Raw genomic sequence first — 22,290 nt, forward strand, 5'->3', positions numbered from 1 at the left:
TAATATTTAATTATCCTTACTTTATGGGTTTTGAAAATAATACAATGATTTGATTTTATTAATAAAAATCAAAAACACACAAAATAAAAACATTTTTTACATAAAGGATTTAATTCCCATCTAAGTTTACAATGTTGTACAGTCAGTATCTTTTGAGTTGTTGAATCTAGATGCAATTACCTAAAATCAAAAACACGGTTTACTTCTATGCCATAACACACCTCTTCGAACATAAAGCGATTCATTGTTACCCCTTGAGCTTGGTCTAGATTTACCGCACCATGCTTTTCGTAAAAGCGTCTCGCTTGTTTGTTCTGCTCATAAATCCAGGTATACGCGCTTTGGCAGCCTTGCTCGTAAAGTTTTAATAAACGCGCCTTCAACAGCGCTTGACCCAATCCACGATTTTGATGGCTTGGCAAAATATAACCGCGATATAGTTCACCCGCATTTATTCTCGATACTTTTTGGCTAACTGGATTATACATTCGACGGTAATTACCCGCCGCACCGCAGCCTAATATTTTCCGACCATCAGTTACGAGCAAAGCCGTTTGGGTTGCAGAATTCTTAATGATCTCAGACCAAATTGTTGCGAAAAATTCGACGGTTCCCCCTGCTAGCACTTGCTCTGGTAAAAAGCCACTGAAAGCCGCTTGCCAACTCATTTTGGTCACTAACGCCATTTCCTCTATATCTGCGGTGCTAGCAGTCTTGATGGTAATTTTTTCTGGCAGGTTAAATACGTCAACAAATGCCTTTTCATCTAATTCAGCAATATCCATATAAACACTCAAAATCTACTTTACGTAACAATTAACCCATTATTGTTACAAGTTAAGATTTATACAAATATTTATTCCAACTTTTTGCTGGACTCAGTCGTTATGCAGCGCTTTACTGCACAATCAACAAGCCTTAATTAACATTCATGTCAACTATAAAACCGAAAGCAAATCTCGTTGACTTACCTTACCAAGCTTAAGCTGCTCGTAAGAATGATAAATAGCTTTTTTGCTATCTTGCAGTCGCTGAGTAATATCTTCACCTTCAAGTAACGCGGCTTGCGCAGCTTCTAGCCTATCTTGTGTATCGGTAATAATTGCAGTTAATTTTGCTTTATCTGATCTAATTAGCGTACTGTCTTGCTCAACTTTTTGCTCAAGCATAGTTAACAACTCTGAACGCACTGACACGGTTTTATACTCTTTAAAGTCTAATCCCAGATGATTAAATAACAGCGCTTGATTCATCTCTTCTGGTGCAATTTCTACTTCAATCGGCATCTCTACAATGTTCGTCATCATTTCACGATACATCTCGATGTTATATTCACGGCTGCCTATTTTGTGATTGGAACTCACCAAAGATTCATGGGCTAGCTTTTCAGCGTGCTCAAAATGTTTGGTAAGGTAAGTCGATTGGGTGTTGTTCGGCGTTTTTTCTTGTACAGCCTTTGCGGCTTCCATAAACGAAGGTGTTCCCGAGTGTTTTGCCGCCGAATTAGAAATGTCTTGATCACTCACAACATTATTATTCTTTCGACTATAAAGATCGTTCGAACCATACATTTGTGAATAGGGTGAATTTTGAATGTACATACTCGCTCCTTGTTACATTGACTGTTCTAGTACAGCAATAAGTGCGCCAAGGAAGCGTTATTAACCTGATCTCGGGTTAGTTAGGGTCCAAAGAGTCTTTTAACCACTTTTTTCGATGTAATCGGGTTTTGCCAAACCAAAGTTTGCCGTTCAAGCGCTTAATATTACTGCGCTTGGGGCAAACTTTTTCCGCTATCGATTAATTAACTTTCTCACGCCAACGGATCATCAACATATATACTACGGGTAACACCACTAAGGTAAGTAATAGCGCGCTTGCCATGCCGCCCACCATAGGCGCGGCGATGCGGCTCATCACCTCTGAACCTGTGCCCGAACCATAAAGGATTGGCAATAACCCGATAATAATCGTTGCCACCGTCATCATGACTGGACGAATACGCTTGCCCGCGCCTTCTAAAATGGCATTGTTAATGGCCTCAACTGTCAATGCTTGCGGTTTATCTTTAAGCTCACTAATGGCTTGGTTGAGATACACGAGCATGATCACGCCTATTTCAACCGCAACACCTGCAAGCGCTATAAAACCAACGCCTACCGCGACCGAAAAGTTAAAGCCTTCAAGGTATAGTAACCACAGTCCACCAATCATCGCCATAGGTAACGTCGCCATGATGATTGCCACTTCGCTAAAGCTTCTAAAGTTCAAATAGAGTAAAACGATAATGATCCCAAGCGTGAGCGGCACCACATAAGTCAATTTAGCTTTAGCACGCTCCATATACTCGTATTGACCAGCCCAACTGATGGAGTAACCTGCAGGTAACTCCAGCTGCTCGCTCAGTACTTGTTTAGCGGCTGCCACATAGCTGCCAACATCGACACCGTCTAAATCAATAAAAGTCCAACCATTGATGCGAGCGTTCTCGCTTTTAATGCCCGGTGGCCCGTTTTCAATATAGATAGTTGCCACATCACCTAGGGCAATATTTAATCCCTCGGCGGTGACTATAGGAAGCTTCCGCAGCGCTTCGGGAGAATCGCGTAAGTCTTGCGGGTAGCGCAAACTAACCGGATAGCGCTCTTGTCCTTCAATGGTTTGCGTGACGTCCATTCCACCAATTGCAGTTGCGACCACTTGCTGGACATCAGCAATATTAAGCCCAAATCGCGCGGCTTTATCACGTTGAATATCGACCTTAATATAGCGCCCCCCAGCTACCCGCTCTGAATAGACCGAAGCTGTACCCTCTACCTGACTCAGAATACGTTCAAGATCTTGACCAATCTTTTGGATAGTATCTAAATCTGGACCTGCGACTTTAATTCCAACAGGCGTTTTAATCCCCGTCGCGAGCATATCAATACGCGTTTTGATGGGCATCACCCAAGCGTTGGTTAAGCCCGGAAACTGCACTAGCTTATCGAGCTCTGCTTTGAGCTTTTCAGTGGTCATTCCCTCACGCCACTGATCTTTAGGTTTTAATTGAATAAAGGTCTCAATCATCGTCAACGGGGCAGGATCGGTTGCAGTTTCCGCGCGACCGATTTTACCAAAGACATTTTTTACCTCAGGCACCGTCGCTATCAACTTGTCGGTTTGCTGTAAGATTTCTCTGGCTTTACCAATCGAAATACTTGGATATGTAGTCGGCATATACATCAAATCCCCTTCATCCAAAGGCGGAATAAACTCACTGCCGATTTTATCCATTGGATAAAAGCCAACGACTGTAATAGCTGCAGCGGCTAACAACGTCAGCTTGGGAAAGCGTAATACTTGTTTCAACAAGGGCGTATACGCGCCAACCAACATTCGATTGATTGGGTTTTTATGCTCGGGCACAACTTTACCGCGAATAAAGTACCCCATCAGCACAGGAATAAGCGTAATGGCAAGCCCTGCCGATGCGGCCATCGCATACGTTTTAGTGTATGCCAGTGGTGCAAACATGCGCCCTTCCTGCGCCTCAAGAATAAACACAGGTAAGAAGCTTACGGTAATAATCAACAAACTAAAGAACAGTGCAGGACCAACCTCAGAAGCCGACTTAGCGACGATTTCCCAGCGGTTTTCATCATTGAGTGGCGTTCTTTCCATGTGTTTGTGCATGTTTTCAATCATCACGATTGCACCGTCGGTCATCGCCCCAATAGCAATGGCTATGCCACCAAGGGACATGATATTTGCGTTCACCCCTTGAAAATACATCACGATAAAAGCCACCAGAATGCCAAGTGGCAAAGTGATCACGGCAACCACGGAAGAGCGAATATGAAATAGGAACACCACACACACTAAGGCCACCACCACCAGCTCTTCGAGCAGTTTAGACCAAAGATTATCAATGGCTTTGGTGATAAGCTCGGAGCGATCGTAAACCGTCACCACTTCCACACCTTCAGGTAAGCCTTGTTGTAGCTCAGCAAGTTTTTGCTTTACGCCGTCGATGGTTTTTTGCGCGTTTTCTCCAAAGCGCATGACTACAACACCGCCAACAACTTCTCCTTCGCCGTTAAGCTCAGCAATGCCACGACGCATTTGCGGTCCAATATTGACAGACGCAACATCTGCTATCGTTAATGGCGTGCCTTTGACAGCTTGCCCAAGTGGTATAGCCTCAATATCTTTAACGCTTTGAATATATCCCGTACTTGTCACCATATATTCAGCTTCAGCCATCTCAATCACAGAAGCGCCCGATTCTTGGTTACCGCGTTGCAACGCCTGCTGCACATGCGTAAGCGGAATACCGTAAGCGCGCAGTTTATTGGGATCAACCTGTACTTGATACTGTTTCACCATACCGCCAATCGGCGCGACTTCTGACACACCGGCAACCGATTGCAACTCAAACTTTAAAAACCAATCTTGTAGGCTGCGTAGTTGGCTAATATCGTGTTTGCCGGTTTTATCGACTAATGCATAAAGATACACCCAACCCACCCCAGTGGCATCAGGGCCCAACTGCGGTTTAGCCGCATCAGGTAATTGTGGTGCGACTTGACTTAGATACTCGAGCACACGACTGCGCGCCCAGTAAAGATCCGTTTTATCGTCAAAAATAACGTAAACATAGGAATCCCCAAAGAAAGAATAACCACGTACGGTTTTTGCGCCCGGGACGGAGAGCATTGCCGTGGTCAGCGGAAATGTCACCTGATCTTGCACCACTTGTGGTGCCTGTCCTGGATATGGTGTCTTGACAATGACTTGTACATCAGACAAATCCGGAATGGCATCGACAGGCGTGTTTTTAAGGGTAAATAGCCCAGCCCCCACCAGCATAAGTGTCAGCAGTACCACAAAAAAGCGGTTGTATACTGACCAGCGAATTATTGCTTGGATCATTGCGAACGCTCCTTAGTGGCCTGAGTGCATATTCATCGACATCTCACCTGCAGGTTTGATATCAGTCACCACAAATTCGTCACCCACTTCAAAGGTGAAAGTCACCTTCATTCCTGTCATAAGCTGGCTTAAATCAATGTGCTCAGCTGCAACAAAGTCCATCGTTGTTGCGGGACGGTCCCATTTCTCAATGGCGTCGCGAGAAATATTAAGCACTCGGGTGTCAGGGGTGATGGCGTTTATCACGCCACCCACTGTTGCTGTAGGCAGTGTATTTTCGGTCATACTGCCTTCAGACATAATGTGAATACCTGTCAGTAATACGCTGCCATCATCTTGTTTAGTAGCTTCAAAATGCAAAGTCTGTCCAGCGTTTAATTCTTCAACATCGACACTGTCAGCCACTGAAAAATCCATCACCATTTCAGGCCATTCCCACTCGGGTACAGGTTGATGATCGATATTCACCACTCGACTTTGGTAGTTCACGCTTTGAATTTCTCCTTTAATCCAAACTGACTTAGCCTCTGCAACTGGCGCCATACGCATAAAGTCAGAAGTAATGCTCGATTGAGAATCAATCAGGAATTGGGCTGACGTAACTATCTTGTCTCCTTCGTTAAGGCCATTGAGGATTTCAATGTTTTCATCACCAATTTGACCCAGTTCAACGGCAACCGATTTAAAGCTACCGGGTGCGACTTCAACGACAACACGATTTTGTTTGGCGGTGCGGATCACAGATTCACTCGGCACTTGCAATACGTCATCACGAGAGTCAGCATGAATGTTCACTTGCGCAAACATATTCGGCTTTAACTGCGCATCACTGTTGTCAAACCTGAGCCTTACTCTAAGTGTCCGTGTTTTTTCATTGAGTGAGGGGTAGACGTAATCGACTTGCCCTCGCCACGTTCTGCCGGGTAAAAAGTCTAACCTCATGGAAACGGCTTGCCCCTGAGCGACCAACATAGCATCACGTTCAAATACGTCAGCTTCGACCCAAATTTCGTCTAGTTTGGCGATACTCATTAGCGTTGTGCCTGGCTTTACGTAAAACCCTTCTCGGATCTGGAGTCCATCCAACACCCCAGATTGACGCGCATAAAAGGTAATGCTTTGATGCACTTCACCCGTTTTTTTAAGCGTATTGATAAAGTCATCACTCAGGTGTAATGCCTTGAGCCTTTCGTGCGCTGCGTTTATCAGCGCCTGATTATTACGCTTTCTAGCAATAAGATATTCTTCTTGCGCATTGACCAGTTGCGGCGAATACAAGGTGTACAGAGGTTCGCCTTGTTTCACCGGATCTCCTGCTGCTTTCACGTAGAGCTTTTCAACCCATCCCTCAACTCGAGGGTGAATGTGAACTAAGCTATCTTCGTTATACTGAACATACCCCACAGTACGGATCTGGTGAGACATCGCTTGACGCATGGCCACCGCAGTACGAACGCCCAAGTTGTTTTCAACGTGAGGCGCTATCTCCACAACCCCCTCACCAAATTTTGCATTCGCAGACTCATCTTCGTACACAGGTACAAGGTCCATTCCCATCGGAGACTTACCTGGCTTATCACGACGATAGTTCGGATCCATAGGCGCGACCCAATAAAGTGGCGCTTTCTCAGCGTTTTGCGCTATCGCAGATTCGTTACTTGAAGAGAGGTTCATCCCAACTAGCACGCCTGCCGTTAATGTCGTGACGGCAACCAGCGTCATTTTTAAGTTGTTATTCATGGCTTACACCCTCTTCAATTTGAACCAAATAATAGTTACTGCGTACCACCGCTTTTAACAATGCAATATCAATGGAAAGCGCTGATAACTGCGCATTCAGTTTCGCGATGCGCGCCCTCACTACCTCGGAAAAGTCGCCATCGTCATTGGTATAAGCGGTCAATGCAGCTTCGGCTTGTTCAGCGCTTTGTGCCACAATTGATTTTGCGTATAGCGATTGCCTTTCTTGCAATCGTTGGATAGTTTGAATTTCTCCATTTAAGTTTGAAAACAGCTGCTTTAGCACCAGCAACCGATCGGTTTTACTCGCCTCAACTTGTGCGGTCGCTGCCGCTTTTTGTTGGTCTTGTTTTCCATCTGTGAATAACGGAACGTCGAATGACACACCAACGCTGAAAAAGTCAGTGCGAGACATCTGATCCGGCGCATCATCCCGATATGCGTAACTCGCATTGACGGAAAACTGTGGTTTATATGCCTGCTCAGCTAACTTTACCCCTTGATTGGCGCGGTATGTATCAACGTCGGCGGCAACAACCAACGGATGATGAGTCAAATGTTGTACTACAGCTTGGCTATCAACTGGACGTTGCTGCATCAACTTTGGCGCAATTGAGCGGATCAACGGCAGTGTCACTTCGTTTTGTTCAAGGACACTCAGTGCATTTGAATTAGTGAATGCATCATTTAATAGCCATTGCGAAAGCTTTGCCTTAGCGGTGTTAAGCTGCTGATAAGCCGCGGAACGCTTGTCGTCTAATTGCATCACCTCAAGCTGAGCACGGATCACATCTTGCTGACGTGTTGCACCCAGCGCATTGGAGTAGCTAGCATTGGCTATTTCTACCATTTGGTCGAACAGCACACTATCGCGTTCAATCAGTTCTAACGTCTTTTTGGCTTGCACAATATCAAGCCACACCTGAGAAACATCGCGGCGCACTTGCGCTTTTCTATCCGCTTGTAAAATCGGTTGCTTTTTAGCGTCAAGTGCCAATTGCTGGCTCTTAATTTCGAGGCTATCTCCTCGTGGTAACATCTGCATCACGCCAACTTTAAGCTGAGTCATCCCCTCTTGATTAAACTCCCAACTATCAACAGGCAGATTCATCATACCGATGGACACCTGAGGATCAGGATAGCTTAGCGCTTCGCGGCTCATAGATTGCATCGCAGAACGCTTGTATTGACTAGATTTAAGCCAAGGATCGTTACTGATAGCAGCATCTATCGCTTGCTCTAACGTTGCAATATTGGCCTGTGCTATCTGTGGCAGTATCAGTGTTGCGATAAACAGGGAAACTTTAATTGTCATTAGAATTGCTCCTCATAGCTGTCGATTTCAGCAAAAATCTCATAGCTTCCATCTTTTTTAAGTAGCAATACTTGATAAGGCATAAAACGCTCGCCAACTTCCATACCAGGCGATCCAAGTGGCATAGCCGGCACACTCAAGCCGATATTTTGTGTGTCTTGAGTTAACGTTTCGTTTTGCAAAAACTGTTTAATAAACTTAGCAGGAACATGCCCTTCAAAAATAAAACCATTTTTAGAAACCCCGGTGTGACAAGATTGATAATTTTGCTTAATACCAAACTTACTCTTAAGTGAGCCAAGATAATTTAAATCGGTGGCTTTGTGCGCGATACCTTGCGCAGTTAAATGGTTTAACCACAGCTCACAACAGCCGCAGGTTGGGGATTTAAAGACTTCCAATTCTATATTGGATTTACCGTATGCCACGGCACTCATTAGCCATAGCATCATCACTAAATAAAACTTTTTCATGCTAACCTCGCATGCAATACCAATTACGTTAGTGCAATAGGTATCAATCAATTCGTTGAAAATTACGCCAAAAAAGACGATTAATCGTACAAAACTTTGAAATTAAGGCAGATCCGCCCTGAGGTTAGGCAAGTATTGGGGGTTTATAAAGAGAGCGAGGATAGTCGCTAAGCTGACCACTTGTGAAACTTAATTTATCGTTTTTCAGTACAATAGGCGCTACCCACTCTCTTGGCGAAAACGCTGCAAGATTTGTGGAGCACATATGTGTGGGGCAAGTACAATCGCTGCATTGTGCTGTGTTCTGAGGGTCACAACAATCCATCTCAACCATCATTTCATGGTGATGAGGCTCTGCCGTTTGCACGTTACTTTGAAGCATTTGATGACTTGTTTCATGACTGGTAGCGCCATGCATTTCACATGCTGCCATAGAGGCAGCCGCGTTTTGACCACTTAGTGTAGCCACCACGAACATTGTGATAAGTAAACGTAAGAATACTTGCAAGGCACTTTTCCAAATCAAATAAGCAAAGTAATAATAAAAATCTAACCAAAGAAATGCAAGTAAATAGACCAACCTCGTTATTATTTTCTTTCATCATTGATATACTAAAGCCCAATTCTAAAAAATTATTCCGACTCAAGGATATGAACGTTATGAAATTTGCTTCAGTAGCTACTATTTTGGCGTTAGTTGTTTCGAGCAACGTCAATGCCGCAGACTATGGAGACTATGGAGACTTTGGTGTCTCAATATATGGTGGCAAAACTTACAGCAGTGATATCAAAACTTCGCGCCATCAAAAGTATGAATTAGAAGACGATTCGCACTTTGGATTAAGTATCGATAAATATGTACCTGAAGGCCGTTATGGCTTCTACTACGGAAAAACTGAGACCCAACTTACCGCTTATCCGCTAAATAAAGTGGAAATGGAATATCTATTATTTCAAAGTGCGGTGGTACGCCCTCTCACAGACAACTTAGATGTTTATCTAGGCTTACAGCTTGGTGCGACCTTTGTTGACCCTAATTTTATCGACTCTGATACTTTCTTTGCATCAGGGTTATACACGGGTTTTGAATACAACCTTGGCGCAGGTTTTCATCTCGGTGCTGAAGCACGATGGATTGCAACTATCCTCAACAACAACTCTAAAGTCACTTGCGATGTCGACCCAGAAACCCAAAATACCTGTAGCTGGCACTTCGACAATGAGGTAATGAGTCAATATCAAGCGAGCGCAACATTAAGTTATCGCTTTTCACTGTAATTATTACGAGCGGGTTTTAATATACAGTAAAACTCAACAACCCCTGGTAAGTCGCTTTACAATAAAATCAGCAAAAATACTCACCTTTGCAGGAATATGGCGAGTTGCTGGATATAGCATCCACAGCTCGCCTGAATAGTGAGTCTCAAATTGCCATTCAGGTAATACCTGTATCAACTCCCCTGACGCCAACGCATCTTTAGCTACAAACATAGGTAAGCTTGTGATCCCAAGCCCTTGCAGCGCAGCATCTAACCTCACTCGAGTATGATTTGCTTTATAGCGCCCGTTAACTGGAGTTGTGAGTTTTTGTGTGCCTTTTCTGAATCGCCACTTAGCATCAGCATCCGTTTCCCCCAAGGCAATACAGCTGTGTTGTACTAGTTCTTTAGGGTGAGTAGGAATTGAGTGGGTCGCAAGATATTTTGGTGATGCCGCCACTATATGTTCTATTATCATTACGCTTCTACCGATTAAGCCTTGTGGAGGCTCGTTGGTAATTTTAAATAGAATGTCTATTTCATCACGGATCAAATCCAACGCGTTGTCATCTAGCACCAAATGAACGTCAATATTTGGAAATTCGCCTAGAAACGCCATCACATTTGGGTGAATTAGCGAATGTGCGACCGCTTTTGGCGCTGCGATTTTTACTGTTCCTTGTGCCGTTTGATGATAGCTTTCACAAAGCGAGATGACGTCTTTGGCGGCTTGTTCCAATTGAGTACAGTGCTCATATACAGCCCTTCCTGTTTCGCTCAATCTTAAGCTACGTGTGGTGCGTTGAAGTAAACACACCCCCAATTGCTGTTCAAGTAGTTTTATGGCACGACTCACTGACGACGGCGAGATACCTAATTGCCGAGCACTTTTGGAGAAGCTTCCAGTATTCACTACCGAAACAAAAATCGACATTTCTTGCAGTAGTTCAATATGTTTACTGGTCGTCATAGCTCTCCCATTTGTGCGCTCTACGCAAAAGTTATTTCTATTTTTAGATTATTATCTTCCTAGGAGAATGAAAATACAATGTTCTCAATTATTCAATATTATATTGGGAGCTTATTATGGTGCAGTATTGGCCAGAGTTTGTATCATTAGCCATCATTCATTTTGTTGCAGTCATCTTGCCAGGCCCTGACTTTGTTATTACAGTCAGACAAAGCTTAAAATACGGCAGACTACATGGCGCAATGACAGCCTTGGGAATTGGCGCTGGGCTTAGTGTTCATATCTTATATACCTTACTTGGTGTCGGCGCACTGATGCAGGCCTCACCTTGGGTTTTACAAGTAGCTAAATTAATCGGCGCTGCGTACCTTATCTACATTGCTATTCAACTGCTCAAAAGTGCGGGAACAATTCAACTGGATGCAGAAAATGCCCAGGCTGATGTAAGCTCACAGTCGCTCAAAAAAGCCTTTAGTCTTGGTTTTTTAACTAATGCAACCAACCCAAAAGCAACCCTGTTTTTCTTAGCCGTAGTGACCAATGTCGTCAGCCAAGGAACTCCGTTACATATTCAACTTTTTTACGGCGCTTGGATGTGCAGTGTTAACGCTTTATGGTTTATCTGTGTCAGCTTATTATTCTCAGCCCCATCTTCCCGCGCTTGGTTCTTGAACAAGATGAACCTAGTTGAAAAAGCACTTGCTGTTTTGCTTATGGCCTTCTCATTAAGGCTGTTGATTGCTTAACACATGTAAGCCAAATAAGGGTTTCCGCATCATGCGTTAGCCCTCATTCAATCACTAAGATATGGATATTAGGGCATCAACGCTTCCCACCAGCTGCTACTTGATAGCGTTTCTGATAGCGTCAACACTTCACCTACAACAGGTGTTACCAGTGCCACTTGATTTTGCTCTGCCGCGATTTTCACTCTTGCGAGCGGATCAAACCAAGAGTGAAAAGCCAAGTCAAAAGTACCATTATGAATGGGGATCATATGCGTTCCTCGCAGATCTATATGAGCTTGTACGCTTTGCTCTGGCGTCATGTGAATATCAGACCAATCTTTATCATAGGCGCCAGTCTCTACTAAGGTTAGGTCAAACGGGCCAAGCCGTTCACCTATTTCCTTAAATCCAGCAAAATAACCAGAGTCTCCACTAAAAAAGATATTTTTGTCTGCTGTGCGAATAGCCCACGCTCCCCAAAGGGTTTTATTTGCATCTCCAAGTCCACGTCCAGAAAAATGCTGAGTAGGTGTAAAGGTGAGTGTTAACTCAGCGGTTTCTTCAAACTGCCACCAGTCAAACTGCTTTATTTTCTCGGCGGGAACTCCCCACTTTTGCAAATCACCTTCTACGCCCAAAGGTACATAAAATGCCCCCACTCTGTCTGCTAATCGCTTTACGCTTTCCTTGTCTAGGTGGTCGTAATGGTTATGTGAAATCAACACCTTATCAATTTGAGGCAATGATTCAATAGTAATAGGTGGTTGATGAAAACGCTTTGGACCAATAAATGAAAATGGTGATGCTCGTTCAGCAAAAACGGGGTCAATCAGAAGATATTGCCCTTGCGCTTTAATAAGTACTGATGAATGACCCAGTTTGATAACGTGAGTGTGCGTATCAGAAAGTGCCTTTAAATTCGCCTCGGTGAGCACTTTTACTGGCATATCAACCTTCGGCACCGCATTGACTTTTTGCTCGGTAAAAAAGCGCCAGAAAATTTCCAGCGTCTTACCTAGGCTCGTTTTATTCGTTTCATGAGTATTATGAAATTTACCATCACCATATTGAGTTGATGAATACCCACTTTGATTTACCGCAGCATTTAAATTAGAAGCCATAACTCCTCCCACTCCTATCAGTAAGACCACAATCAAGCCAAACCATGTTCGCTTTTTCATATAACCACCAAAAGTAAACTACACAGTGTAGTTTACACATCAAGAATAGAAAGTAAACTAAGCAGTGTAATTTATTTTAGTTTTGCTAAAATGCGGAGTATCCATTTGTTGATATTCCCTTGCCTGTAATAGATAAAATGAAACAATCAGAAAGAAAGCGACTGCAAATTCTAGAGGCTGCCCAACAGTTATTTGCTCAGCACGGTGCTCAAAATACCAGTATGGATCTCATCGCAAAGCACGCTGAAGTGTCTAAACGAACGATTTATAATCACTTTGAGACTAAAGAGCTACTACTGTATAACGTACTTGAACACATGATGCTTCAAGTTGACCAAGGTGATATTTATCAATATCGACCCGATGTCTCGATTGCAAAACAACTTCAAGAAATCGCTTTACGAGAAGTCAATCTGCTCACCTCTGAATCATTTATCAAAGTGGCTCGCGTGGCATTTATCGAGTTGTTGCAAGACTCTACATTGGCTGCGCATTTCAATAACAGTAAAGTAGGTTGTATGCGTTATTTAGAAACGTTTTTAGCCGATGCTGTCGCTAACAATGCACTGTATATCGAACATCAGGCATTCGCAGCACAACAGTTCTTATATCAACTCAAGTCTTTTATCTTTTACCCACGGCTTTATGGATTTGATCTCACAAATACGGAGGAAACGGACTTTATTGTAGAGCAAAGCGTTGCGCTTTTTATGGCGAGATATGGGACTGAACAACGCGCCCAAGATTAATGATAGGGTATGCTAATACAAGGATTTAAATAAATTTCATACCAGCTTGCATAAGGCTATATTTCAAACAAAAAAGTTCCCTGATATAGTCATCCATGCTAACAAGAGTAAGGAAATCAGATGAGCGAATTAATTGCAATTGGTAAAAACATTTGGATCCACAACGGCCCAGCTGTACCATTCTTTGGCATGCCATACACTACCAGAAGCACCATAGTAAAGCTTTCCTCTGGCGCATTATGGGTGCACTCTCCTGGAAAATTAACGGAAGGATTACTGAGTGAATTGACGCAACTTGGGCAAGTGGCCTACCTAATTTCTCCAAATAAACTTCATCACCTATTTATGGGAGATTGGCAGGAAAAGTTCCCACATGCGATAATGTTTGCTTCTCCAGGTGTCGACAAAAAACGGCCTGATCTTACTTTTCAGCGCCAACTGGGCAACATGGCAGAACCCGAGTGGCAAGGAGATATTGAGCAACTCATTTTTAAAGGCAGCGCGGTGATGGAAGAAGTCGTATTCTTCCACAAAGAGAGCTGTACATTAATTTTGACAGATCTTATCGAGAACTTTCACCCTAACCACTTCTCCGGTTTTAAAAAAGTATTAGCGAAAATCACTGGGATTATTAGCCCTAACGGTAAAACGCCCATAGACTGGCGAACTTCATTTGTGTTTGGGAAGCAGCAGGCCCGAGCCTGTTTTTCAAAGATGGCTGCTTGGCAACCTCAATATATCGTTATTGCCCATGGTGAATGCATTGAAACAGGCGCTGGAGCATTTTTAAACCGCTCATTTTCTTGGCTGGGTATCAATAAAGCCGCGTAAGATGCAGTGCAAAATAACAGAATATAAAAAGCGCTGTCATGTCAATGAACAGCGCTTTTTGTTACTTAATCTAAGATTTAGATCAGGAGTTCATTGCTTTAAGGATCCCCTGAAGTTACATTCCTCAAATTACATTCCAGCTGGATATGCATAGCTTGCTTGTAGACCTAGCGGAATACCAAGCATCCAGTAGATCAATAAGAAGATGCTCCAACCAATCAAAAAGGCAATTGAGTAAGGCAACATCATCGCTATCAATGTACCTATTCCTGTCGACTTAACATATTTCTGGCAATAAACCACAACCAGCGGGAAGTAAGGCATAAGCGGAGTGATTATATTTGAGCCAGAATCACCAACACGATAAGCCGCTTGTGTTAAATCAGGTGAAATACCCAATTGCATTAACATCGGAACAAAAATTGGCCCCAGCAACGCCCACTTCGCAGAGCTTGACCCTACAAATAAGTTTACAAATGCGGTCAAGAAGATAATACCAACTACAGTAACATAGCTTGGCAGCGCCAATGCTTTTAATACTTGAGCCCCTTCAATGGCAAGCAGAGCACCCAAATTTGAATGGCTGAAGGCACTGATGAAAAGTGCACAGAAAAACGCCATAACAATATAGTAAGACATGCTATTCATGGCTTTAGTCATGGCATCAATCATGTCTTTTGAGGTTTTAAACGTACCGACAACGAAACCGTAAACCGCACCAGGGATCCAAAACAGTAGGAAGATAAGTGGTACAATTGATTGCATTAACGGCGCACTAAAATCAGTTAAAGCGCCCGACGGGCTGCGTAGTGCTGAATCTTCACCGCTTGATGCATAAACCAATAATGCAATACCTGCTAACATCACCATAGACGCCACCACAAAGCCCTTTTTTTCTTTGCTTGTGATCTCATCAAACGAAGGCAAGCTCTCTGTATCGCCGTCAATTTCTGTCGCTTTTAGCCTTGGCTCTATGATTTTATCAGTGATATACCAACCTAATAAAATAATGAATAAGCTCGATGCTGAGGTGAAAAACCAGTTGTTTAGTGGGTTAATCGCGATTTCTGGATCGATGATCTGCGCTGCACTTTGGGTAAAGCTTTGTAGCAACGGATCGATACCTGAAGGAATAAAGTTCGCGCTAAATCCGCCGCTTACGCCAGCAAATGCCGCAGCAATACCCGCAAGAGGATGTCTTCCCATCGCATAGAAAATAACACCGGCAAGCGGAATAACTAACACGTATCCAGCATCTGTCGCCGTGTGGCTTACAATTGCAATAAGAATAATAGAAGGAGTTAGTAGTGCTTGAGGCGTGCGTTTAAGCATGATTTTAAGGCCAGTATTAATATAGCCAGAATGTTCGGCAACACCCACACCTAGCATAGCAACTAGCACCACGCCTAATGGTGCAAATCCCGTGAAGGTTTTTACCATCGTTGCCATAAATCCGGCAAGCGCATTTGGGTCTAATAAATTGTGAACGACAATCGCCTGATTGGTTCTTGGATCAATAGCGCTAAATTCTACGCCTGAAAATAACCAAGATAGCAGCCAAATCAGCAACATTGCTGATAAGAAAATGATTGCAGGATCAGGAAGTTTATTCCCCACCCGCTCTATCCCGTTTAAAAACCGGGTGATCGCAGAGTTTTGCGAGTTCGCTTGTTGTGTTTCGTGCATACCATTGCCCTAAGAAAAAAATTGCTTAACCATAACTTAATATTTACATGTTAAGCAAGAAAACGTGCCTATTGACGAGACACTTTGCCGAATTAGTAGTCGACTTGGTATTTTTTTGTCTCAAGTCAGTGTTCAATAAAGAATTTACGCTATGCTTTTTATATGTCTGAAATTAAGGATTTTTAGATGATAGATCTAGACGACAAAGTGTTAGCTGACGTCAAACATGGTTTTAATTTACCACCGAAGCCCGCGCTGATAAGCGAATTGCAAGCCGCCCTTGCTTCGCCGGATCCAGAGTTAAACGATGTCGCCACGATCATCGCTCATGATGTCAGCACCGCAGCTGCAGTGTTAAAAATCATCAACTCGCCCCTATACGGCTTGGCAAGAACGGTAACGGATGTAAAGCAGGCTGTCGTCTTTCTTGGCTTAAACTCTATCAGTAAGCTTGTGACTGGCTTTTTGCTCAAACAAACCTTTGACCAACGTAAATGTTGTATCAGTTTGGAGCGTTTTTGGGATAACGCGTCAGACATCGCAGATAGCATCATGGTGATTGGTAACAAACTGAAATCGCGTGTTCCTATCGAAAACTTGCACTTACTAGGCTTATTTCACGACGCAGGAATTGCCGCTATGGCGGTAAATTACCCCGATTATATGGAAACGCTCATTGCCGCGAACAAAGATTACGACAAGCTGTTAGTCGAGCACGAGGAAGAAAAGTACGAGACAAATCATGCTATTATCGGCTACTTCCTCGCAGCTTCTTGGAATTTACCGCAAAGTATTTGTCAGATGATTTTATGTCATCATGACCCTGAATTTTTGGGAAGCTGTAAAGACGAAGAGCAGAAATTAGCTTTCGCCGCTCTAAAAATGGCGGAAAATTTTGTACATATCAATAAACGTTTTGTTGCCGCGCCTGATTGGCATTTAATGAAAGCAGATGTCTTGAAGGTTTTAAACTTAGATGAAGACGATTATCAGGACATCAAAGAAGACCTAGATGAATACTTTTTAGAACAGGATGAGTAACCGACTAGTTATCCCACACTCAACACCACCTGTGAAATGCGACTCAACGTCATTGTTGCGGCAATTCTTAAAACTTCGTAGACTGGCAGCAAAATTAAAATAACAAAGACTTAAGGAATTTACATTGCCGGCGCTGCTATCTCTTAAAGGCAAATTTGCCATCTTTGGGCCTGGAATATTAATGGCAACTGCTGCTATCGGTGGTTCACATCTCGTTTCGTCAACGCAGGCTGGGGCACTATTTGGTAGTCAATTGATCTGGTTAATTGTTGCTGTTAATTTACTCAAATATCCCTTTTTTAAATATGCAGTAGAGTACACAAGCCACTCTAAGCATAGTGTCGTCGAAGGTTATCACGCACATTACCGCTTCGGATTTAAGGTTTTTGTGCTACTCAATATTTTCGCAGCCATTGTAAATACTGCAGGTGTGCTATTACTTACCGCAAGTCTCTTGAGCTACTCGCTGCCATTTCCAATAAATATTGAATTGTTAAGCTTTATACTTTTGGCTAGCTGCTTAGCAATCTTATTGGTTGGGCATTACAAAATACTTGATGTGACTAGCAAATGGGTAATGATAATTTTGACCATTTCCACAGTTATGGCACTTGCCATTGCGGCTCATAATGGGCCTGCCCATCCGGCCCCCATTGATCCAATATCCCCTTACGACATCGCGCTACTGGGCTTTTTAGTTGCGTTGATGGGTTGGATGCCCGCTCCAATCGAGATTTCAGCCATTAATTCCTCTTGGCTAAAGACGAAGATGGCTAAACAACCGCTAACAAGTAGCCAGATCCTACTGGATTTCAAGGTGGGATATTTTGTTACGCTGGGTCTGGCGGTCGTTTTCTGTTTACTCGGTATGCTAATGCAATATGGTCAAGATAAGCCTGTGGAACTCGCTGGTGTTGCGTTCTCACAGCAGCTCATTGATATGTATGCCAATACGATTGGCGAATGGGCCAGATGGCTAATTGCTGGCGTCGCATTTTTATGTATGTTTGGAACAACCATCACGGTGTTAGATGGCTACTCCCGAGTGCTTAGTGAATCGCTTCAGTTGTTACGACCGAACACAACGAAAAAGAGTTACACACTCATTCTATTGCTACAAGCAGCGCTTGGTATGGCCGTAGTGCTGTTTTTTAAAGCCGACTTAAAGAGCATGCTAATGTTTGCCATGAGCTCAGCGTTTGTCACTACTCCTATCTTTGCTTGGATGAATTTAGGATTAGTGAAAGGTGAAATCTATCGCCGTCAACCAATTTATACCAAGGTTCTAACCGGACTGGGGCTGATTTATTTAGTGGGCTTTGCACTGTTATTCATCTATTGGCGATTTTTGATGTAAAGCCAAAAGAGGCTGAGTAGCAGATGCAAATTAGACTTCTAGGGCCTGTTTATCTTTCAAGTTTGTTTTTGCAGCAGCTTGATTGGTGTTTATACAAGGCAGAGCCTGCGTAGCATAGTTGCTCTATGTAAGTCTGGCGATAACACAGTAGAAATGCCAATCAAGCGCTGCCCTTTGGGTTCACCTGAGTGCGCTCTGTTCATTGTTGCCCAACTTTTGCCTAGATTACTAGGCGGCAAGTCGAGCGTCGCGATCAAAGCACACTCAGGCGAACAAAAATCAAACAGCAAAGGTCAACAGGCCCTAGCATCTGCTACACTCAAGCGAGGTGCATTTATTTTAGATTTTGCACCTGCTCCCAAATAGAAACTACGTGCGCTTTGTCATCGTCATTTAGCTCTCCATTTCGATATGCTTTTACTAAGCTGCTCTCAACTTTGGCATTTAACTCATCAATCGAAAGATCTGCTTCCTCTACTTGTGCATAGCCTACCGCTAAGTCAAAGTGACCGCGTAAATAGCCGCCAGCAAATAGTTCATCATCGCTCGCTCTATCAACAAGCTCATCAAAAAACTGCTGCGCTTTCTCTACATATTCTACTAAAGACATATTTATTCCTAAATTATTCTTGATGGCCTATGGCGTACATTACATGGTCATTGAATCCAGTGATCACTTTAATAAATCCAGCTAAGGACTCATCAAGTTGTTCGTCACCGGTATCAGCAATTAAAGGACGACCATTTAAGGCCTTTAATTTCGATTTTGTAGCGATAAGGATAATATTATCTTTACCGATTTTTTTGATGAGGTTAGGGCTTAGCTGCTGATTACCGCGGCCAAAAATGTGTCCTTGCCCACCAATTAATGTGATCACTAGCTTTGTTTTGTCATCAGCAAGCGACAACAATTGCTGCGCGGTTTGGTCTTGCGCGATCAGCGCTTGGTCCCTTACAACATCAACACCAAGAAGTGTATTATCAAGTCCCATCTCTTCCATCACTGCTGCAACGGTAGAACCAGATCCCATGATATAGGTTTCGTCTTCTTCCATTTCGGCAACCACATAGGCGGCGATATCTGCTAACACTAATTCATCGCTTTCTTTGCCACCGTTTTTCACCGCTTGCACATATCTCAGCTCGGTCGGCACTTGCATTTCACCAAATCGTTTAGCACGCACAGTCCCTTCACGAAATGCAGCTTCATCAATGTCCATCACATCGGCTTCGCCAATGGAGACAAGCTCTCCGGTAACCAAAAGTTCAACAACTCTACCAGCTGCTTTTGGCGTTATCGCGTATACGCCGCTATGAATTTTGCACCCAGCTGGGATCCCAAGTACAGGACATGAATCACCCACCGCGTGGCAAATGTTGCGAGCAGTGCCATCGCCACCAGCAAACAAAATCAAATCGACACCGAGCTGTTGCATCATTTGCGCTGCGGTCTCGGTATCTTCAGGACGAGTTACCATGCTTTGAGTTTGATAAATCACTTGGGTATTAAAACCTAGCTCTTTTGCCGTACGCTCCCCCATCTCACCGTTAACGGTAAATATTTCGATGTTTTGTTGATGTGGAAGCAATTGTGTTAAAGCCGTTTTTGCTCGCTGATTAGCGCGAGGCTCTGCACCTAACGCCAATGCTTGTTGAGCTGTTTCTGCGCCATCGCTACCTTTCAGTGCAACGCTCCCACCAAGCCCAGCCAAAGGATTAATGATAAGTCCAAGCTTAAATTGCATCGTCAAACTCCATGCTTAGCTCTGTCGGGATATCCCAGTTAAATTGCTGCTGGCGTAAAGGCCAAGGTGTATTATAAAAATTGCTTAATGCGTTGAGTAGTTGAGTCGTTCTGGTATTAAATCCGCTTTCTAATAAAGCAAGCACTTGCTGATGCACCCGTTGTTGAAAACTGAAACGGCAAGTTTGTTCACCGTTGAGGTTATCAACGGAAACATTAAATGAAAAACCAGCTGCGACGCTTAACGCCCACTCAATCGCTTGTGGTTTCACTTCCACTTTTTCAAATTCGAGCTGCTGCGCTTTATCTCGTCCATCAGGACAATACCAGTAGCCGTAATCTTCGAGTTGACGACGCGCTTCACCCGCAACAAGCCAGTGCGCAACTTCATGCAAAGCACTAGCATAAAAGCCATGAGCAAAAATAATGCGATGATGAGGGTATGATTCATTTGCAGGTAAATAGATAGGTTCGTCGTCGCCCACTACCAGCTCAGTGTTGAGCGTGTGCAGGAATAACCCATTAAAAACAGCAATGAGGTCTTCTATTTTATGCATCAACATCCGCCACAAGTCTAAACTGGGCGCAAATTGTAAGGTTTTTAGCGGCTAAAGTAAAAGATCTCGTTTTAGACTATGCCTTTTTGTCCAAAGAGCTGCGTGGCGCGATATAAAGCGAAGCACGATCTCGACCTGACTTTTTCGACTCATATAGGGCTAAGTCAGCTTCTTCAAAACATCGTTTGTGATTAAAGCTTTCACCAATAAGCTCATATCCTGCCACGCCAATGCTGAATGTCAGTCCAAAACTGGTGAAACGAGTAAATTCATGTACCAGTCGTTGTGCAAAATTAAGCGCAGCATCCGGTCTAGTCTCGGGGCAGATAATTACAAATTCATCACCGCCCCATCGTCCAATATGGTCGCTTGGACGTGCTTGCTCTCTTAGAAACTGCCCAACTTCCTTCAATGCATTATCACCATCTTGATGTCCTGCGGTGTCATTAAGCTGTTTAAAATGATCAACGTCGATTACCAGTAGCGATAGCGCTCGATGATAACGTATGGCCCGCTGTACTTCTTCTTTCAGCAGCGCTTCAATCTTTCTACGATTCATAACCTGGGTTAAGAAATCCAGTTCAGCCCGGTTCTTCAATTCTTGTTCTTGACGTAAATCTCGGATCACAGCAATAAAAACATCATTTTTAGAGACGGACACCGTGGATAACGCGATATCCACAGGGATCTCTACACCTGATTGGTGCCGCCCTACAATTTTTAGACCATCATGCGTCACCCTACGCATGGTAGAAGTGCCTTGGAACTTCTCTCTGTCCACTACATGTTTACCGGTATACCGCTCTGGAATGAGGTCTTCAACCTGCATACCTAATAGCTCTTGAGGCTGATACCCAAATAAATCTGTACAGGCCTTATTGACCTCTGTAAGCCTACCGTCTTTATCGCAATATAAAATAGCATCAGGAGTAGAGTTGAATAACTTTCGCTTTTCGTTGATAAGTTTAACCACAAAAATGAGCGTAAAAATGTTTAAGCAAGCAAACAACAAGACTATTGGTAGTAGCAACAATACACCGGTGCTACTCAACTCTTGGGTTTGAGCAAGCTTTACCGATTGGTTTTGCTTTGCAAACTCAAATTTCTTTCCAATCGACTTACGCAAATAATTAAATGCAGCTTCTGCGTCCGTGTCATCTACTTTCACTAAACGATCCACAGCCTCAGAGCTCAGCCTTCTCGATGTGAATTTTGACTTAGCAAGCGCAAGCATTTGTGTATATTCATCAAAGGTGTGTTGAATAACGGCTAATGCCTTTGTCTCTTGGCTGCTTAGCGCCGTACTTTGCAATTTTAGGATTGTCGCTTTGGTCGCTTCAACATCAGCTAAAGCCTGTTCGTAATAAACCTCGTCTTGGCGTAGTACATAATTTTTGAAGTGATGAATAAAGCCGTTATAACCAAAGCTACGCTCCAGCTCAGCTAGCAGTTCAGCACGTTTAATTGCAACTTCCGTTTCTGATTGCCATGACTGATGAAATGAAGAAATGGAGTGGTTTAACAAAGTGGACCAATAAAATAGACCACCACTCACCAAAATAGTAAAAATAACTAACCCGCTGATCTGCAAAAAGATACGTTTATTCATATACTCTGCTGTCCAAATTCAGCAAATCCTAGAGCGCAGTAAGCAAAAGAAGAAATTAGAGGCCGTCTAGGTGCTGTAGAATCCATGTCGATGGTACAAAAGTTACATACCATTACAGCTACTAAGTCTAGACCAG

21 protein-coding genes are annotated in these 22,290 nt (G+C 43.4%); 7 read left to right on the forward strand and 14 right to left on the reverse strand.

The window, feature by feature from the left end:
• Positions 1-176: 176 nt before the first annotated feature.
• From BB427_RS10820 to BB427_RS10850, 7 genes are all read right to left on the reverse strand, one after another.
• Positions 177-785 (reverse strand): GNAT family N-acetyltransferase, encoded by a 609-nt coding sequence (locus BB427_RS10820; protein WP_069020698.1) that lies wholly within the window; start codon positions 783-785, stop codon positions 177-179.
• 153 nt (positions 786-938) lie between these two features.
• On the reverse strand, positions 939-1,601 hold the full coding sequence (locus BB427_RS10825; RefSeq protein ID WP_045988174.1) for a hypothetical protein: 663 nt from the start codon (positions 1,599-1,601) through the stop codon (positions 939-941).
• 199 nt (positions 1,602-1,800) lie between these two features.
• On the reverse strand, positions 1,801-4,914 hold the full coding sequence (locus tag BB427_RS10830) for an efflux RND transporter permease subunit (protein WP_069020699.1): 3,114 nt from the start codon (positions 4,912-4,914) through the stop codon (positions 1,801-1,803).
• Positions 4,915-4,926: 12 nt separating this feature from the next.
• On the reverse strand, positions 4,927-6,654 hold the full coding sequence (locus BB427_RS10835; protein ID WP_069020700.1) for an efflux RND transporter periplasmic adaptor subunit: 1,728 nt from the start codon (positions 6,652-6,654) through the stop codon (positions 4,927-4,929).
• A complete protein-coding gene (locus tag BB427_RS10840) occupies positions 6,647-7,969 on the reverse strand; it encodes a TolC family protein (RefSeq protein WP_045988171.1) in 1,323 nt (440 codons plus the stop codon). Before BB427_RS10840 ends, BB427_RS10835 begins: the two co-directional genes overlap by 8 nt.
• Positions 7,969-8,442 carry a DUF411 domain-containing protein gene (locus BB427_RS10845; RefSeq protein ID WP_069020701.1) on the reverse strand — a complete coding sequence of 158 codons (474 nt, stop codon included), beginning with the start codon at positions 8,440-8,442 and terminating at the stop codon, positions 7,969-7,971. Before BB427_RS10845 ends, BB427_RS10840 begins: the two co-directional genes overlap by 1 nt.
• A gap of 124 nt (positions 8,443-8,566) precedes the next feature.
• Positions 8,567-8,950, reverse strand: a complete 384-nt coding sequence (locus BB427_RS10850) for a hypothetical protein (protein ID WP_239652612.1) — start codon at positions 8,948-8,950, stop codon at positions 8,567-8,569.
• Positions 8,951-9,102: 152 nt separating this feature from the next.
• On the opposite strand from BB427_RS10850, the gene BB427_RS10855 reads away from it, so the two are divergent.
• Entirely contained in the window at positions 9,103-9,720 is a 618-nt protein-coding gene (locus BB427_RS10855) for a hypothetical protein (RefSeq protein WP_069020702.1), read from the forward strand.
• A gap of 33 nt (positions 9,721-9,753) precedes the next feature.
• Here the strand turns inward: BB427_RS10855 and BB427_RS10860 are convergent, their stop codons facing one another.
• Positions 9,754-10,671, reverse strand: coding sequence for a LysR family transcriptional regulator (locus tag BB427_RS10860; RefSeq protein WP_069020703.1), 918 nt, complete (start codon positions 10,669-10,671; stop codon positions 9,754-9,756).
• A gap of 116 nt (positions 10,672-10,787) precedes the next feature.
• Here BB427_RS10860 and BB427_RS10865 point away from each other — a divergent pair, with 116 nt between their 5' ends.
• Positions 10,788-11,417 (forward strand): LysE family translocator, encoded by a 630-nt coding sequence (locus BB427_RS10865; protein ID WP_069020704.1) that lies wholly within the window; start codon positions 10,788-10,790, stop codon positions 11,415-11,417.
• Positions 11,418-11,485: 68 nt separating this feature from the next.
• Here BB427_RS10865 and BB427_RS10870 read toward each other — a convergent pair whose 3' ends face one another.
• Positions 11,486-12,520 (reverse strand): MBL fold metallo-hydrolase, encoded by a 1,035-nt coding sequence (locus tag BB427_RS10870; protein WP_069020723.1) that lies wholly within the window; start codon positions 12,518-12,520, stop codon positions 11,486-11,488.
• 197 nt (positions 12,521-12,717) lie between these two features.
• Between BB427_RS10870 and BB427_RS10875 the strand changes: the two genes are divergently transcribed.
• Both BB427_RS10875 and BB427_RS10880 read left to right on the forward strand, forming a co-directional pair.
• Positions 12,718-13,329, forward strand: coding sequence for a TetR/AcrR family transcriptional regulator (locus BB427_RS10875; protein ID WP_010377743.1), 612 nt, complete (start codon positions 12,718-12,720; stop codon positions 13,327-13,329).
• A 120-nt stretch (positions 13,330-13,449) separates the two neighbouring features.
• Positions 13,450-14,160 carry a DUF4336 domain-containing protein gene (locus tag BB427_RS10880; protein ID WP_069020705.1) on the forward strand — a complete coding sequence of 237 codons (711 nt, stop codon included), beginning with the start codon at positions 13,450-13,452 and terminating at the stop codon, positions 14,158-14,160.
• Between the two features lie 129 nt (positions 14,161-14,289).
• On the opposite strand, the gene BB427_RS10885 is transcribed toward BB427_RS10880, so the two are convergent.
• A complete protein-coding gene (locus BB427_RS10885; RefSeq protein WP_017216614.1) occupies positions 14,290-15,846 on the reverse strand; it encodes an AbgT family transporter in 1,557 nt (518 codons plus the stop codon).
• A gap of 186 nt (positions 15,847-16,032) precedes the next feature.
• Between BB427_RS10885 and BB427_RS10890 the strand changes: the two genes are divergently transcribed.
• The 3 genes from BB427_RS10890 to BB427_RS24895 all read left to right on the forward strand — a co-directional run bounded on the left by BB427_RS10890 (position 16,033) and on the right by BB427_RS24895 (position 18,610).
• Positions 16,033-16,887: an HDOD domain-containing protein gene (locus BB427_RS10890; RefSeq protein ID WP_045990399.1), complete on the forward strand. Its 855-nt coding sequence runs from the start codon at positions 16,033-16,035 to the stop codon at positions 16,885-16,887.
• A 124-nt stretch (positions 16,888-17,011) separates the two neighbouring features.
• The gene (locus BB427_RS10895) at positions 17,012-18,244 is read left to right on the forward strand and encodes an NRAMP family divalent metal transporter (protein WP_069020706.1); all 1,233 of its coding nucleotides are present in this window, start codon (positions 17,012-17,014) and stop codon (positions 18,242-18,244) included.
• A gap of 153 nt (positions 18,245-18,397) precedes the next feature.
• Positions 18,398-18,610: a hypothetical protein gene (locus BB427_RS24895; protein WP_069020707.1), complete on the forward strand. Its 213-nt coding sequence runs from the start codon at positions 18,398-18,400 to the stop codon at positions 18,608-18,610.
• Here the strand turns inward: BB427_RS24895 and BB427_RS10905 are convergent.
• The 4 genes from BB427_RS10905 to BB427_RS10920 all read right to left on the reverse strand — a co-directional run bounded on the left by BB427_RS10905 (position 18,579) and on the right by BB427_RS10920 (position 22,154).
• Positions 18,579-18,854: a YfcL family protein gene (locus BB427_RS10905; protein ID WP_010377735.1), complete on the reverse strand. Its 276-nt coding sequence runs from the start codon at positions 18,852-18,854 to the stop codon at positions 18,579-18,581. The two genes, BB427_RS24895 and BB427_RS10905, sit on opposite strands and share 32 nt — an antisense overlap.
• 13 nt (positions 18,855-18,867) lie before the next feature.
• Positions 18,868-19,989, reverse strand: a complete 1,122-nt coding sequence (locus tag BB427_RS10910; RefSeq protein WP_069020708.1) for an ATP-NAD kinase family protein — start codon at positions 19,987-19,989, stop codon at positions 18,868-18,870.
• Positions 19,979-20,545 (reverse strand): elongation factor P hydroxylase, encoded by a 567-nt coding sequence (locus BB427_RS10915; protein WP_045990526.1) that lies wholly within the window; start codon positions 20,543-20,545, stop codon positions 19,979-19,981. Before BB427_RS10915 ends, BB427_RS10910 begins: the two co-directional genes overlap by 11 nt.
• Positions 20,546-20,621: 76 nt before the next feature.
• Positions 20,622-22,154, reverse strand: coding sequence for a sensor domain-containing diguanylate cyclase (locus BB427_RS10920; protein WP_069020709.1), 1,533 nt, complete (start codon positions 22,152-22,154; stop codon positions 20,622-20,624).
• Positions 22,155-22,290 lie beyond the last annotated feature (136 nt).

The sequence above is a fragment of the Pseudoalteromonas sp. BMB genome (assembly GCF_001709235.1).
GTDB lineage: Bacteria > Pseudomonadota > Gammaproteobacteria > Enterobacterales > Alteromonadaceae > Pseudoalteromonas > Pseudoalteromonas maricaloris.

What these genes read in the sequence shown, in the direction of transcription:
- BB427_RS10820 (WP_069020698.1), bottom strand. Translation starts at nt 785, where the DNA reads ATGGATATTGCTGAATTAGATGAAAAGGCATTTGTTGACGTATTTAAC.
- BB427_RS10825 (WP_045988174.1), bottom strand. Translation starts at nt 1,601, where the DNA reads ATGTACATTCAAAATTCACCCTATTCACAAATGTATGGTTCGAACGAT.
- BB427_RS10830 (WP_069020699.1), bottom strand. Translation starts at nt 4,914, where the DNA reads ATGATCCAAGCAATAATTCGCTGGTCAGTATACAACCGCTTTTTTGTG.
- BB427_RS10835 (WP_069020700.1), bottom strand. Translation starts at nt 6,654, where the DNA reads ATGAATAACAACTTAAAAATGACGCTGGTTGCCGTCACGACATTAACG.
- BB427_RS10840 (WP_045988171.1), bottom strand. Translation starts at nt 7,969, where the DNA reads ATGACAATTAAAGTTTCCCTGTTTATCGCAACACTGATACTGCCACAG.
- BB427_RS10845 (WP_069020701.1), bottom strand. Translation starts at nt 8,442, where the DNA reads ATGAAAAAGTTTTATTTAGTGATGATGCTATGGCTAATGAGTGCCGTG.
- BB427_RS10855 (WP_069020702.1), top strand. Translation starts at nt 9,103, where the DNA reads ATGAAATTTGCTTCAGTAGCTACTATTTTGGCGTTAGTTGTTTCGAGC.
- BB427_RS10860 (WP_069020703.1), bottom strand. Translation starts at nt 10,671, where the DNA reads ATGACGACCAGTAAACATATTGAACTACTGCAAGAAATGTCGATTTTT.
- BB427_RS10865 (WP_069020704.1), top strand. Translation starts at nt 10,788, where the DNA reads ATGGTGCAGTATTGGCCAGAGTTTGTATCATTAGCCATCATTCATTTT.
- BB427_RS10870 (WP_069020723.1), bottom strand. Translation starts at nt 12,520, where the DNA reads ATGGCTTCTAATTTAAATGCTGCGGTAAATCAAAGTGGGTATTCATCA.
- BB427_RS10875 (WP_010377743.1), top strand. Translation starts at nt 12,718, where the DNA reads ATGAAACAATCAGAAAGAAAGCGACTGCAAATTCTAGAGGCTGCCCAA.
- BB427_RS10880 (WP_069020705.1), top strand. Translation starts at nt 13,450, where the DNA reads ATGAGCGAATTAATTGCAATTGGTAAAAACATTTGGATCCACAACGGC.
- BB427_RS10885 (WP_017216614.1), bottom strand. Translation starts at nt 15,846, where the DNA reads ATGCACGAAACACAACAAGCGAACTCGCAAAACTCTGCGATCACCCGG.
- BB427_RS10890 (WP_045990399.1), top strand. Translation starts at nt 16,033, where the DNA reads ATGATAGATCTAGACGACAAAGTGTTAGCTGACGTCAAACATGGTTTT.
- BB427_RS24895 (WP_069020707.1), top strand. Translation starts at nt 18,398, where the DNA reads ATGCCAATCAAGCGCTGCCCTTTGGGTTCACCTGAGTGCGCTCTGTTC.
- BB427_RS10905 (WP_010377735.1), bottom strand. Translation starts at nt 18,854, where the DNA reads ATGTCTTTAGTAGAATATGTAGAGAAAGCGCAGCAGTTTTTTGATGAG.
- BB427_RS10910 (WP_069020708.1), bottom strand. Translation starts at nt 19,989, where the DNA reads ATGCAATTTAAGCTTGGACTTATCATTAATCCTTTGGCTGGGCTTGGT.
- BB427_RS10915 (WP_045990526.1), bottom strand. Translation starts at nt 20,545, where the DNA reads ATGCATAAAATAGAAGACCTCATTGCTGTTTTTAATGGGTTATTCCTG.
- BB427_RS10920 (WP_069020709.1), bottom strand. Translation starts at nt 22,154, where the DNA reads ATGAATAAACGTATCTTTTTGCAGATCAGCGGGTTAGTTATTTTTACT.